This is a genomic window from Diplocloster modestus (genome assembly GCF_019042245.1).
GTDB lineage: Bacteria > Bacillota > Clostridia > Lachnospirales > Lachnospiraceae > Diplocloster > Diplocloster modestus.
In genome coordinates this window covers 359,402-372,913 of sequence record NZ_JAHQCX010000001.1, presented here as the reverse complement: position 1 = coordinate 372,913, position 13,512 = coordinate 359,402, and the positions used below count along the sequence as shown (strand labels likewise).

Here is a 13,512-nt window from a genome sequence, read left to right as displayed (position 1 = left end):
AAGGCGTAATCGATGAAAGGGGTAATAGTATGAAAAAAATGTTGTGTCTGTTCCTGTCATTCCTGATGCTTTTATCACTCACTGCCTGCGGTGACAGCGCCGCCACGCAGGCGCCCGGTGACGATACCGATGCAAAACCCGCCGACGGTTCATCTGCAGCCGAAACTGTCTTGCCGGAAGAAGCTTCCTCCACAGGTGAAAAAACCAAGCTGACCATCCTAAGACCCGGTGATGAAAAGAAAGTTCGTGCGTTCCTGGAACCGGTCGTAGAAGAATTCATGAAAGAAAATCCGGATATCGAAGTGACGATCCAATACGAAAGCTGGGGCGGCTGGATCTCCAAATATCCCACTGTATTCCAGGCCGGTACACAGCCGGATGTCATTTTCTGGTGGGACAAAGCATTATGCGATATGTACGCACAGGGAAAGATCCTGCCGATCGAAGATTACATAGACCCCGCTATATTGGAAGAAATCCCGCAGAATATCCTAGATACCTGTAAGATAGACGGAACGCTATATCATATTCCGGTAGATATGTACGGTTTTGTCATGTATTACCGGAAAGATATCTTCGAGCAGGCGGGCCTGGATCCGGATGCTCCGCCGAAGACCTGGGAGGAACTGCTGGCCGCAGCCAAACAGATCAAAGAGAAGACCGGTGTGAATCCGATCGGACTTCCGGGAAAGGCTGGGCTGGAAAGCTGTCATGAAATGGTGGCTGAGTTTATCACGCAGGCTACCGGAGAACCTCTGTTAGATGAAAACAACCGAGTTACCTTTGACAATGAGAAAGGGCTGGAAGCTCTAAATTACCTCAATGACTTAATGCAATACGCCGATCCCAATGTGACAGACTACGGCCGCGGCGATGTACGGCAGCTGTTAAAGGACGGACAGATCGCTATCGAATTAGGAGACAGCACCTGGGCGGTTCCGGAATTCCAGGCGGCCTTTGGTGAAAATCTGGATGAAAGTGACCTGGGAGTCGCCGACGCCCCCACCGGGCCGGCCGGAAAATATAACTGGTGCGGGCTGGACGGCTGGGCCATCGCGCAGGAAGACACGGCTGAAGCGGCCGGACGCCTGATTACCTACCTGTGTTCACCGGAAGTAAGCTATCAGCATCATAGTATCTACGGAGGGATGCCTTACACCTCCTATGAACTGGAACAGCCGGCATTCCATTATGATTTCTGGAACGTTTTCAAGTCGGCGGTATCTGATTTCACCCTGATCCAGAGAATCGGAAAATATCATCCTGCTCCTTCCGCTTTCTATACGGAGCTGGAACCGATCTGGCAGGAAATGCTCATGGGAAGCATAGACTCTGAAACCGCTATAGAGGAAGCAGTTACCGCTGTTGACGATATCAACTCCCGGTATGGTATCCAATAACCATAAGGACCGTCTAAAAAAGATCGCGCGAAGGGGTGATATACTTGCAAAGGTTAAAAAACGGGTTTCTGCTATTTTTAGTTCCGTTGTTTCTGATTCAATTACTTGTCTATGTTGTCCCTATTGTCTCAACGGTCTGCCATGCGTTTCAAAACACAACGATCGCAGGGGAAGACAGCTTCACGTTGACCGGAAACTTTGCGAAGATCGCAAAGGATCTTGGGCCGGTGATTGGCAGGACACTGATCTGGACCTTTGGTTCTATCATCCCTTCCATGCTCCTTGGCCTCGCCGCGGCGCTGGTGTTTAACCGGAATTTTTTCGGGAAAAAGCTGTGCGTCAGTATCTGCCTGCTGCCCTATACCATTCCGCTGATCATTGTGGCTGTCTGTTGGTACCTGCTGTACCAGCCAAACTTCGGTCTGCTGAATACTTTTATGCAAACTGTGGGACTGACCGGCAAACCGGTGCAATTTTTATCCAGAAATACCGCGCTGACGGCTGTGATCGTGGCTCGTATCTGGAGATCGATGCCGTTTGCATTTATCTCGTATTATGCAGCGCTTAAGTCCATCCCGGCTGAGTATATGGAAGCAGCGGCCGTGGACGGTGCGGGACATTTCCAGACACTGCGGTACATCACTTTACCGCAGCTGAAACCGATCACGCTGACTACCGGTATCATCCTTACCGTATGGACGTTCCTGGTATTTGATATCGTATATTCCATGACGGGCGGCGGACCCGGAAAGGCCACCACTATCATGCCTATGTCTATCTACCATGAGCTGATCTCCATGCACGATACCGGAGCGGCCAGCGCCCTCTCGCTGATCGCCATCCTCATCCTGATGATCATGACCACCATATACTGGAAATGTTTGAAGGAGGCCGATTAGATGAGAAGGAACCGAATCCGAAGACTTCCTCCCGCACTGGGACTTTTAAAACTGCTGGTGATCGTGGCGATTCTGGGGTTTGCGCTGCTGCCGCTTTACAATGCGGTGATCGTATCGCTGACACCGTATTCCCATATGCTGGAGCCGATGCTGTACCCGAAGTATTTTCACATTTCTAATTTTACAGATACTTTTGCACTGCTCTACCGGCAGCTGCTGAACAGCTTTTTATACGCCATCGTAACCGTGATTCTCGATCTGTTGATTGCGATTCCGGCAGCCTACGTCATCACCAGATTCCAGTTCAGGGGCCGCAGCCTCATCCTCTTCAGCCTGCTTTTTACCCAGATGCTGGCCGGTATTGTCCTGATGCCTTCCGTATACACCATTTATATCAAAATACATTTGATTAACACGGTGCCGGGACTGCTCATTATGTTTGTAAGTGTAAATCTGGCCCTCACGATCTGGCTCCTGACCGGCTTTTTCAGCTCTGTTCCCGTTGAAGTGGAGGAGGCCTCCATCATAGACGGCGCCGGACGTTTTCAGCTTCTCTATCTGGTAGCCGTTCCCATGGTAAAGCCCGGGATCGCGGTCAGCGCAATATTTGCCTTTATTAACACCTATAATGAATTTGTGATCCCCCTGTTTCTGATGGGAAATGCCAAATGGCACACCATAACGTTAACCCTGAACAGTATCATGTCCGCGACCACGATCGAATGGCACACGCTGGCTGCAGGAGCCCTGATCGGAATGATCCCTCCGCTTATCGCCTTCCTCTTCTTCCAAAAAGACATCATCGAAGGCGCCGCGGCCGGAGCAGTCAAAGGCTGATGCTTCCGGGGAAAACATAAAACTTATAATAAGAAAAGGAGAAAAAAACTATGAGTATGACGTATGACGAACTCAGAAAAAGTCTGAAAGGCCCTGTCCATCTCGTTATGACCCCTGTTACCAAAGAGGAAGAGATCGATTTTGAATGTCTGAAAGAGCTGATCCGGGTACAGGTAAAACAATTTAAAGGAAACGACTGTGTCTTTCTGGCCGGCGGAAGCACATCCGAGTTCTACGGCTGGACGGATGATATGTTCAAAAAATACGTAAACGTGGTCGTGGAAGCGGTGAACGGCGCGTTCCCGCTCATCTTCGGTACCAGCAGACCCGGCACCGGGTATTCCATCAAAATGAGCAAATACGCAGAGGACGCCGGAGCCGACGGTATCATGATAGTCAATACTTACTATCATCCCTCCACCGATGAATGTGTGTATGAGCACTATAAAGCAATCGCTGATTCGGTCCGGTGCGGCGTTGTGGTCTATAACAATCCCATAACCACCAAGCTATACATTTATCCGGACCTGATGAAACGCCTGTCTAAGATCGATAATATCGTCGGATTGAAGGAAAATACGGACAAAGCCCAGATGTTCTACCGTATGTATCAGACTATAGATCCCAATGATATGAACGTATTTACCGGATTAGGCGAAAGCTTCTTCCAGTATACGGCTCTGCACGGAAGCCGTGCATTTGTGTCCGATCTGGCCAACTATCTGCCGGATAAAGCATTTGAAATCTACAAAGCCGGTGCGGCTGAGGATTTCAAAAAGCTTACCTCACTGGTAGAGGCTCTGGATCCCCTGGAGCAGTTCAAGGGCCGCGTGGCTTCCAGACAGAACGTTTCCACCGCTCTGAGCACTTATCTCCCGGTGGGAGGCGTTCCGATCTATCAAAGTTTTGTTAAGGAAGCCATGAAGATCGTGGGGCTCCCCATGACCGGCAATGTCATGCGTCCTATGTACAATCTGAACAGTGACGAAATTAAAGAACTCAAAGGTATCTTAAAGGAACTGGGAGCCTTATCGTCCTAACCCGAACCGCATAGCTATAAAAAATAGTAGCGCTCGAAAAAACCTCGCTGACTATTTTTCATGCATCGCACGTAAGCGGCTACAATACAGCCGCTAAGTGCTCATAGCTATAAAAATTGAAGCAAAGAGGCGGCCGTATATCGAATCGGACGCCTCTTTGTCCCAAAGGGGGAAATACTTTGAACATCGTAGTTTGTGTAAAACAGGTTCCAGGTACCGCCAGCGTTGACGTCGATCCGGTGACCGGTATTCTGAAAAGAGACGGAATCCCTTCCAAAATGAATCCCTATGACCTTTATGCTTTAGAATTAGCTCTCACCCTGGCCTCCGGAACAGGCGGAACCGTACGCACTATCAGCATGGGACCTCCCCAAGCACAGGACATGCTGGCGGAAACCCTGTTTATGGGCGCGGACTCAGCCGTCTTGCTCAGCGACCGCAGGTTTGCCGGTGCAGACGTATCGGCCACCGCCTATACCCTCTCACAGGCTCTGCCTATGATTGGAAATTATGACCTCATCCTGTGCGGCAAACAGACCACCGACGGAGACACCGCCCAGGTAGGGGCAGAACTGGCGGAATTCCTGAATATTCCACACGCCGGTTATGTGGTGGAGATAACAGATATTACCGATAAGGGTCTCGTGATCCGAAGCAATATGGAAGATTCCATCCAAACCGAATATCTTCCGCTTCCATGTCTGATTTGCACCGACAGCAGGATTAATACCCCGAGACTCCCCTCCTATAAAAAGAAAAAATCCCTGGGAAATATAGACGAACGAATCCAAATACTCACGCTGGCGGATTTTCAGGACAAGGATGAAACTCATTATGGACTGGCCGGTTCTCCCACACAGGTAGAGCGGATCTTTCCGCCTGCGAAAAATGAGGAAAAAGTTATCTACCGCAGTTTTGGGGAACCCATGGCACAACAGCTATTCACCCTGCTGTCCCGGCTAAAATTCATATAGTCCAGCTAATAAATGTCAATAGAGAAATGAAAAATTTCTGGATTAAAAAAGGGCGCACTTCCCCCTTGGTGAAAATATCATTTTTTAAAAGATATTGATTCTGTGGTGTAGTAGTATTTTATGCAGCATTATCGCATTTAGCAGCATTGTATTGTTTGATATGTTCCTCAGGTTTAATGATTTCAAATGGCTTGTTATCCCGAAGTATTGCAAATATTATGTTGCAAACCTTATGCGAAACAGCACCCATAGCAACCAGCTTTGGCTTAGATTCACATTTTTTAAGATAGTAATCATGTAGTACTGGATTTTTGGCTTCTCCAGTGCGTGAGGTACTGATGCTTTGTAACGTCAGTGTATGAAGAACACGCCTGGCTATGGCAGAGCCACGCTTAGACATCTTGATTTTTGTACCTTCGAATTTACCTGATTGTTTCACAGCCGGATCAAGACCAAAGTAGGCAAAAAGCTGTTTTGGTTTTGAAAACGCTGAAAAGTCTCCAATCTCACCCATTAGGGATACAGCAGATAAGAAACCTGCACCTTTATAGGTTTCAATTAGATGGACCTGATTTACAAAGACAGTATCCTCATTGGCATTGATCAGTTCATGCATGGAATCAAGTATTCCTTTGATTTCTTCATCGTACTTGCGAATGAAACTGATATATAGACGAATCCGCTTGATATTGCTGTCAATGATATAGCCGAACTCCTTTGCTTCGTTTGTAGCCTGGATAATGGCATTATACTTCTTCTGAGCATATGTAAGACCAAAACGAGCAGTCGATTTGATGGTATCAATAATCTCTTGACAGTCAGCTTCAATAAAAGCAGTTGGAGATGTATAAGTTTCCAGTAAAGTCAGAGATGTATTGGTAGTAACCTTGGAAAAGATGCCAAGATACTGTGGAAAAGCCATACGCAGTTCGCCCTGAAGCTTGTTAATATAAGCACTGCGGTTATCCATTAAATCGTAGTATTCACGACACAGGTTACGACAGTTCAAGGCAAGATCCGATGGCATAAGAGAAACCTTTAAATCAGGCTTTAAACCAACTAAAGCCGCCTTTTTAGAATCAAAACGATCATTATGTACTTTTCGTATATTCATATTTGTGCTATTCTTAGTGATGATAGGATTGATAACAGAGCAGTTAAAACCCTTATCACGAAGATAGCAGAAGAGTGGGTAATGATAAATTCCCGTGGATTCCAGAAAGATGCGACTTTCTAAGGAATACAACTCTTCTGCTTCTTTTATTTTAGAAAGAGCGGTTGTGAGAGAATTTATGCGACTGTGTAGGATTTTATAAGGTTTTCCTACAAACTGTTGGTTAGGAAGTGCAATAGACATCCAAGAGAAGTCAGCACCGACATCAATACCAACAGAGATGAATAATTCATCAAGATTAAAAACAACTTTGTTTGACATGAGCAAAAGCTCCTTTCTGATAGGAATCCATTTCCAATCTGGCAGGTACACAACCTTGCGTGTTATTCGGGTATAGCCCTCAGGCTCCCAACCAGCTAAAACATAAAACCCTGTCGAATGGACTAATTGACTAAATTATAGGTATGGGCTGATAAGAATCAGCTTCCCAAGGAGGTGAACATTCTTTGTCCTATCCTAAGAGATGATACCTTATGTTTTACCTGGTGTCTATCAGGAACCGTCAGACATGATAACTATTATGGATAACATCTGATGAAGGAAGAATCCCTTCTTCTGCTATCTGATATTAAGTAAATTATTAATTAAGTAGTCTTGATTGACTACATCATTATTATACAAGGAGGTGATCCCATGCCCGCATTAACCATACACCAGCATAAAGTTACGCCTCAGACGGCAAAAGAGCTGGAGTCATTATGCCCCTTCTCCGCTATTTCCTACCGCGATGGCCTGCTGGAAATCAATTCCGGCTGTAAAATGTGCAAAATCTGTATAAAGAAAGGACCCGCCGGGGTTATCACCATGTCGGAAGAACCTGCTGTGGCGCTCTTTTCTAAAGAGGCCTGGCAAGGAATTGCCGTTTTCGCAGAATGCCGGAATGGCAGACTTCACAACGTCACCCTGGAATTAATAGGAAAAGCAAAAGAACTGGCTGCCGTCATTCACCATCCGGTCTACGTACTGCTGGCCGGATACAACGCGCGGCCATTGGCGGAGCAGTTACTGCACTACGGCGCAGATCACATTTATCTCTATGACGCGCCCCATCTCCAACATTATCTGCCGGAACTCTATGTAAATTTATTGGAAGATTTTATACGTAACATACATCCCTCCTGCGTGATGATCGGAGCCACCCATGCGGGGCGGACACTGGCGTCAAGGACCGCCGCCCGCTTCCGGGCAGGACTTACGGCGGACTGCACTCTGCTGGAAATGAAAGAAAACACCGATCTGGTACAGATACGTCCTGCATTCGGCGGCAATATCATGGCTCAGATTGTGACGCCGAATCACAGACCGCAGTTTTGTACTGTCCGCTCTAAAGTATTTCCGGTTCCCCCTCCATCGGACCAGCCACATGGAAGTATCACTGAGATAACGCCGGAGGCCCGTTTACTCAAAAGCGAAACCAGAATACTAGAGATTCAGCCCAAAGCACCGGCTCTGGATATCGCTGAGTCCAAAATAATCGTCGCCGTCGGCCGGGGAATAAAAAAACAGGCGGATCTGAAACTGGCGGAAAAACTGTCCGCTGTCCTGAACGCACAGTTAGCTTGTACCAGGCCCCTGGTTGAAAACGGATGGTTTGATGCCAAAAGGCAGATCGGTCTAAGCGGCCGAACGGTTAACGCGGACCTGATCATCACGCTCGGTATCTCCGGCTCCGTTCAGTTCGCTGCCGGAATGCGGAATTCTGCCTGCATCATAGCCATTAATTCCGATCCCAACGCACCTGTCTTTGACATCGCCCACTATGGCTTTGTCGGCGACCTATATCAGCTGCTGTCCGGTTTTCTTCAGATCCTGGAACCGGATTCCAAACCTGAAACACATCCCAGGCTGGGAAACGAGGCGGTTTCCATACAAAAAAAGGAGGAGCGCTAATATGTCTTATCACAAAATAGATGAACAGGATTATACCTATTTTCAAAGCGTTTTAAAAAGAGAAAACCTTCTGTACGGTCCGGAAATTCAGGAGGATTACAGTCATGACGAATTAAGCGGTACTAACGCCTATCCTGAGCTGCTGATCCGGCCCGAAACCACAGAAGAAGTCTCTCTCATCATGCGTTACGCCTGGAAAAAAGAGATACCCGTCGTAGTCAGAGGCGCGGGAACCGGCCTCGTAGGCTCCTCCGTCGCCATCTACGGCGGAATCATGCTGGACATGATACGAATGAATAAAATCCTGGAGCTGGACGAAGACAATCTCACCGTCACGGTACAGCCTGGCGTATTATTAATGGATCTGGCCGAATATGCCCTCTCTCATCAATTTTTCTATCCCCCTGATCCCGGTGAAAAATCAGCGACCATCGGCGGAAATATCTCTACCAACGCCGGGGGAATGCGCGCTGTCAAATACGGTGTTACACGGGACTATGTACTGGGATTAACCGTCGTATTACCGGATGGAAATATCCAAAATCTGGGCGGAAAAATAGTAAAAAACAGTTCCGGCTACGATCTGAAAAACCTGATCATCGGTTCAGAAGGAACCCTCGCCGTGATAACCGAAGCCATATTAAAACTTATCCCTTGCCCCGCACACAGCATCAGCCTTCTGATTCCGTTCGGGACCATGGAGGATGCATTGCATGTAGTCCCCCTTATACTCAAAGCCCGTACCGTCCCCACCGCCCTCGAATATATGTCCAGGCAAACCATTCTCTTCTCTGAAGAATACCTGGGCAAAACATTTCCCGACACCGGTTCCGACGCTTACCTCCTGCTCACCTTCGACGGCAGCAGTCCCAAACAGGTACAAACCGAATATGAAAAAGCCGCTGATCTCTGTCTGGAAAATAAAGCCCGGGACGTCTATCTGGTGGACACCCCGGAACGCAAAGATTCTGTCTGGAATGCCCGAGGTTCTTTTCTGGAAGCTATCAAAGCCTCTACTACCGATATGGATGAATGCGACGTAGTAGTCCCCAGAAATAAAACCGCCGAATACTTCACCTACATCCACTCCATCGCCCGCACACTTCACATGCGGATCCCCAGCTTCGGTCACGCCGGCGATGGAAACCTCCATATCTACCTGTGCCGGGACGATATGGAAACAGAACTATGGCAAAAATCCATGCAAGAGGCTTTCCGCCTCATGTATCAAAAGGCTCAGGAATTCGGCGGCCAGGTATCCGGAGAACACGGAATCGGCTCCGCCAAAAAAAGATTCCTGCTGGAATCCCTTGGAGATACCCAAATCCAGCTCATGAAAGGCATAAAATCCGTCTTCGATCCCAAAAACATCATGAACCCGGGCAAAATATTATAAGACCTGAGCCTTCATCAAAACGGAGCGGGCAGCCACAAGGACTACCCGCTCCGGATCTCAGCGTCTCTATCTATCTAACCTCTACAGTCCAGTCCATAAAGTCATCGATCTTCCCTGTCTGGATACCGGTCACCGTATCATACAGTTTATGGCTGACCGGACCGATTCCTCCATCCTGAATCTGCATCACTTCGTCTTCAAACCGAAGGGCGCCAACCGGGGAGATAACTGCCGCGGTTCCGGTTCCCCACACTTCTTCCATGGTGCCGCTCTTGGCCGCTTCCAGGATCTCATCCACGGAAATCTGCCGTTCTTCCACCGGCAGGCCCCATTCCCTGCAAAGCGCGATACAGGAATTCCTGGTAACACCCGGAAGGATACTGCCGTTTAACTTGGGTGTAACCACAGTTCCATTGATCTTGAAGAAAATATTCATGGCCCCTACTTCTTCAATATACTTGCGGTGCACGCCGTCCAGCCAGAGTACCTGGGAATATCCCTCGTCATGGGCCTTTACCTGGGAAGCCAGGCTGGCCACGTAGTTTCCTCCGGTCTTGGCCTCTCCGATTCCGCCCTTAACCGCACGGACATATTCGTCTTCGATCCAGATCTTCACCGGATTCAGTCCTTCCGGATAATAAGCGCCAACCGGCGATAAGATGATCATAAACTTATAGGTATCAGACGGTCTGACCCCCAGGAACGGATCGGTTGCGATCACAAAGGGACGGATGTAAAGAGATGTACCCTCTTTCGTGGGAATCCAGGCTTCGTCCATTTTTACCACAGCTTTGATGGCCTGCAGGAAATCCTCCGGATTGATCTCGGGGATACACAGCCTTCTGTTAGAATTATTCGCTCTCTCTATATTTTTATCAGGGCGGAACAGCAGAGTCCTGCCATCTTCGGTTTTATATGCCTTGAGTCCTTCGAACATCTCCTGGCCATAATGGAATACCATGGCGGAGGGCTCCAGGGAAATCGGTGCATAAGGCACGATCCTGGGGTCATACCAACCCTTTCCCTTTTCGTAATCCATGACAAACATGTGATCCGTAAAGATCGTACCGAATACCAGCGGATTATCTTTGTCCGGAATCGGCTTCGGACTTGTGGTTTTCTCAACTCTGATATCTAACATACTGCTCCTCTTCCTTCCGTATACTGAATTTATTTTCCTATTATTGACCTTTTTCCTTTGATTGTCAATACTTTCATGGGCAGAGCCAGGTTTTTTTAAGGCATGGCCATATAATATTGAACGCAGTCCCTTCCCGCCTTCTTAGCCTTGTAAAGAGCCTCATCCGCATGGGATATAAGCTTTTCCATATTATCCGACTGCTGCAGCCAGCCCCGCCAGATTCCGATACTTACGGTTACATGATCCCGGAAGGTATCATTCCTTGGAATCCCCGCCTTGCGTATCCTGGCCTGGATACAATCCGCCATACTTTCCCCGGAGCCGCTTTCACCGATGCGATGGCAGTCTTTGGGGAGGCAATGCATAATCAGAAACTCTTCCCCACCATATCGAATTACCACAATGTTTTCCTGGCTGATGCATTCCCTGATGATGGCGGATATCTCCCGCAGGCAGGCGTCGCCCTGTACATGTCCGTAAGTGTCATTATACTGTTTGAAAAAATCAATATCCAGCATCAGGATCTCCATAAAGCAATTCTGTTTCTTATACTCTTCAAACTTGCAGCCGATCACTTCCGACAGATACCTTCGGTTGTTTAAACCGGTCAGCTGATCCGTATTCACCATGACACTCAGTTTTTCGTTTACTTTTTCGATCTCTTTGTACTGGGACTCGATAATATCCCGGTCCCGGAATTCCATCTCCATACTGCGGTAATACCTCATAGAAATAAAGACAGCCAGGACAGTGACAAAGAAACTGTTAACAATGCTGGAAAAGAGTTCATCCGGATTGATACCCCTAATAGTCAGGATCAGCAAAAGTATCATCCACTGTCCGCCGAATATCACTAAACTCTCCGCCGGCGACATCAGCAAAACAGCCGCCATGGTAGGAATCAGATAACAGAATACTCCTAGTCCGCTGCCATGTATCTGGTCAAGTACCGTGATACCCATAACCCAGACACACATGGCGAGCACATATCCTCGTCTGAGCCAGGAGAGAACGGCATATTTTTTTTGTTTCACGAGCTTCATATAAACTGGAATCAGGATGACGGTCACCAGAAACAGATACATATATAAATACAAATAAAATCTTCCGTCTCCCTCCATTACGTAGTCGCCCTTCAGGAAAAAAAAGATAAGCATCATACAGAACTGGGTCCCCGCAACAACCAAACCGATATTTCGCTCCACTCTATAGATCTTCTCCGGATAGTATTCGCGGAAGCGGCTCTTTTGTTCTTTTGTCAATATCGGCTCTACCACATGCCTGATCCTGTCTCTTACGTCCATGTCTTTCTCCAACCTTATCCTGTACTCTTACATTTATTTCTTTTGATAGCGCAAAAAACGGTATTCCAAATCAAAATACGTCTGTTCCTCGCTGTCACCGGTAATCTCCCACTCCGGCATCTGATCCAGATCTGGGAAATAGCTGTCGGCATCATATTCATGATCGATTTTGGTCACGTGAGCCGTATCACAATAAGGCAGTAGCTGCCGGTATACGCTCTCTCCTCCGATAATGAATACATCCCCGGATGGGTATTTCTTCAGTTCCTCCAGCAGCTCGTCCACACTGTGCACCACAATGGCATCCTTTACGTGATAAGCCGGGTCCGTGGAAAGAATAATATTCGTCCGGTTCTTAAGCGGCAGGCCATTGGGAAATGTCTCCAGTGTCTTACGGCCCAGCACCACCACTTTACCCGTGGTCATCTCCCGGAAAAATTTGTGATCCGACGGAATGCTGACCAGCAGGCTGTTATCCTTTCCGATCGCCCAGTTGCTGTCTACTGCTACAATGATATTCATATTCTGAAAACTCCTTTTCTAAATCTGCTTATATAGCCACCGGTATATTGGTAATCTGAGGCCCGGCTTCATAATTTTCTACTGTAATATCCCGGACTGTAAAATCATAGAAATTCTTAATCTCAGGGTTCAGCTTAAATGTAGGGGCCGCATACGTGGGACGGGTAATCAGCTCCTCCACCAGAGGAATATGCCGGTCATAAATATGGGCGTCCGCGATGACATGCACCAGTTCTCCCGGGACCATGTCACAGATCTGGGCCAGCATATACACCAGCACCGAATACTGTACCACATTCCAGTTATTCGCCGTCAGGATATCCTGGGACCGCTGGTTGAGAATCGCATTTAACTTAAGCTTTTCACTGTTCTTTTCCTTCGTGACATTAAAAGTCATACTGTACGCGCAGGGATACAGATTCATCTCATGCAGATCCTGATGTACATACAGGTTTGTCATAATCCGTCTGCTGTACGGATTGTGTTTCAGGTCATAGATCACCCGGTCCACCTGATCCATCAGCCCTTCCCGGTACTGATGTTTCACCTGCATCTGGTAGCCGTACGCCTTCCCGATCGATCCTTCCTCATCAGCCCAGCTGTCCCAGATATGGCTGTTCAGGTCCTTAATGTTATTGGATTTTCTCTGCCAGATCCAGAGCATTTCATCGGCAGCGCTCTTAATCGCTGTCTTCCTTAAAGTCAGCGCCGGAAATTCTCTGGATAAATCATATCGGTTCACAACACCAAATTTCTTTATGGTATAGGCTGAGGCCCCATCCTCCCAGTGAGGACGGACCTTTTCTCCTTCCGTGCTTGTCCCATTTTCCAATATGTCTTTACACATATGGATAAATAACTCGTCTGCATAACTCATCGTTTCCTGCCTCCTGTTCTTTTCCCGGATTACGAATCTGCAAGTCTGTCTCATTATA

Annotated in this window: 12 protein-coding genes; 7 read left to right on the top strand and 5 right to left on the bottom strand. The window is 47.7% G+C overall.

Going from position 1 to position 13,512, the window contains the following annotated elements; all coding sequences use genetic code 11:
* Positions 1-29: 29 nt before the first annotated feature.
* The 5 genes from KTH90_RS01730 to KTH90_RS01710 all read left to right on the top strand — a co-directional run bounded on the left by KTH90_RS01730 (position 30) and on the right by KTH90_RS01710 (position 5,150).
* Positions 30-1,400, top strand: a complete 1,371-nt coding sequence (locus KTH90_RS01730) for an ABC transporter substrate-binding protein (protein ID WP_158352750.1) — start codon at positions 30-32, stop codon at positions 1,398-1,400.
* 44 nt (positions 1,401-1,444) lie between these two features.
* Positions 1,445-2,299, top strand: a complete 855-nt coding sequence (locus KTH90_RS01725; RefSeq protein WP_238726162.1) for a carbohydrate ABC transporter permease — start codon at positions 1,445-1,447, stop codon at positions 2,297-2,299.
* Positions 2,300-3,136 (top strand): carbohydrate ABC transporter permease, encoded by an 837-nt coding sequence (locus KTH90_RS01720; RefSeq protein WP_158352752.1) that lies wholly within the window; start codon positions 2,300-2,302, stop codon positions 3,134-3,136.
* 50 nt (positions 3,137-3,186) lie between these two features.
* Positions 3,187-4,176, top strand: a complete 990-nt coding sequence (locus tag KTH90_RS01715) for a dihydrodipicolinate synthase family protein (protein ID WP_158352753.1) — start codon at positions 3,187-3,189, stop codon at positions 4,174-4,176.
* Between the two features lie 179 nt (positions 4,177-4,355).
* The gene (locus tag KTH90_RS01710; protein WP_158352754.1) at positions 4,356-5,150 is read left to right on the top strand and encodes an electron transfer flavoprotein subunit beta/FixA family protein; all 795 of its coding nucleotides are present in this window, start codon (positions 4,356-4,358) and stop codon (positions 5,148-5,150) included.
* Positions 5,151-5,268: 118 nt separating this feature from the next.
* On the opposite strand, the gene KTH90_RS01705 is transcribed toward KTH90_RS01710, so the two are convergent.
* On the bottom strand, positions 5,269-6,585 hold the full coding sequence (locus KTH90_RS01705; RefSeq protein WP_158353137.1) for an IS110 family RNA-guided transposase: 1,317 nt from the start codon (positions 6,583-6,585) through the stop codon (positions 5,269-5,271).
* Between the two features lie 372 nt (positions 6,586-6,957).
* Between KTH90_RS01705 and KTH90_RS01700 the strand changes: the two genes are divergently transcribed.
* A complete protein-coding gene (locus tag KTH90_RS01700) occupies positions 6,958-8,214 on the top strand; it encodes an electron transfer flavoprotein subunit alpha/FixB family protein (protein WP_158351864.1) in 1,257 nt (418 codons plus the stop codon).
* 1 nt (position 8,215) lies between these two features.
* Entirely contained in the window at positions 8,216-9,610 is a 1,395-nt protein-coding gene (locus KTH90_RS01695) for an FAD-binding oxidoreductase (RefSeq protein ID WP_158351862.1), read from the top strand.
* A gap of 70 nt (positions 9,611-9,680) precedes the next feature.
* Here the strand turns inward: KTH90_RS01695 and KTH90_RS01690 are convergent, their stop codons facing one another.
* The 4 genes from KTH90_RS01690 to thyA all read right to left on the bottom strand — a co-directional run bounded on the left by KTH90_RS01690 (position 9,681) and on the right by thyA (position 13,454).
* A complete protein-coding gene (locus KTH90_RS01690; protein WP_158351860.1) occupies positions 9,681-10,751 on the bottom strand; it encodes a branched-chain amino acid aminotransferase in 1,071 nt (356 codons plus the stop codon).
* 95 nt (positions 10,752-10,846) lie between these two features.
* Entirely contained in the window at positions 10,847-12,055 is a 1,209-nt protein-coding gene (locus KTH90_RS01685) for a GGDEF domain-containing protein (protein WP_158351858.1), read from the bottom strand.
* A 33-nt stretch (positions 12,056-12,088) separates the two neighbouring features.
* On the bottom strand, positions 12,089-12,577 hold the full coding sequence (locus KTH90_RS01680) for a dihydrofolate reductase (RefSeq protein WP_158351856.1): 489 nt from the start codon (positions 12,575-12,577) through the stop codon (positions 12,089-12,091).
* A 28-nt stretch (positions 12,578-12,605) separates the two neighbouring features.
* Positions 12,606-13,454, bottom strand: a complete 849-nt coding sequence (gene thyA, locus KTH90_RS01675) for a thymidylate synthase (protein WP_158351854.1) — start codon at positions 13,452-13,454, stop codon at positions 12,606-12,608.
* Positions 13,455-13,512 lie beyond the last annotated feature (58 nt).

Coding starts and splice junctions, on each gene's coding strand:
- thyA (WP_158351854.1), bottom strand. CDS start 13,454: ATGAGTTATGCAGACGAGTTATTTATCCATATGTGTAAAGACATATTG.
- KTH90_RS01685 (WP_158351858.1), bottom strand. CDS start 12,055: ATGGACGTAAGAGACAGGATCAGGCATGTGGTAGAGCCGATATTGACA.
- KTH90_RS01680 (WP_158351856.1), bottom strand. CDS start 12,577: ATGAATATCATTGTAGCAGTAGACAGCAACTGGGCGATCGGAAAGGAT.
- KTH90_RS01690 (WP_158351860.1), bottom strand. CDS start 10,751: ATGTTAGATATCAGAGTTGAGAAAACCACAAGTCCGAAGCCGATTCCG.
- KTH90_RS01695 (WP_158351862.1), top strand. CDS start 8,216: ATGTCTTATCACAAAATAGATGAACAGGATTATACCTATTTTCAAAGC.
- KTH90_RS01705 (WP_158353137.1), bottom strand. CDS start 6,585: ATGTCAAACAAAGTTGTTTTTAATCTTGATGAATTATTCATCTCTGTT.
- KTH90_RS01720 (WP_158352752.1), top strand. CDS start 2,300: ATGAGAAGGAACCGAATCCGAAGACTTCCTCCCGCACTGGGACTTTTA.
- KTH90_RS01730 (WP_158352750.1), top strand. CDS start 30: ATGAAAAAAATGTTGTGTCTGTTCCTGTCATTCCTGATGCTTTTATCA.
- KTH90_RS01700 (WP_158351864.1), top strand. CDS start 6,958: ATGCCCGCATTAACCATACACCAGCATAAAGTTACGCCTCAGACGGCA.
- KTH90_RS01715 (WP_158352753.1), top strand. CDS start 3,187: ATGAGTATGACGTATGACGAACTCAGAAAAAGTCTGAAAGGCCCTGTC.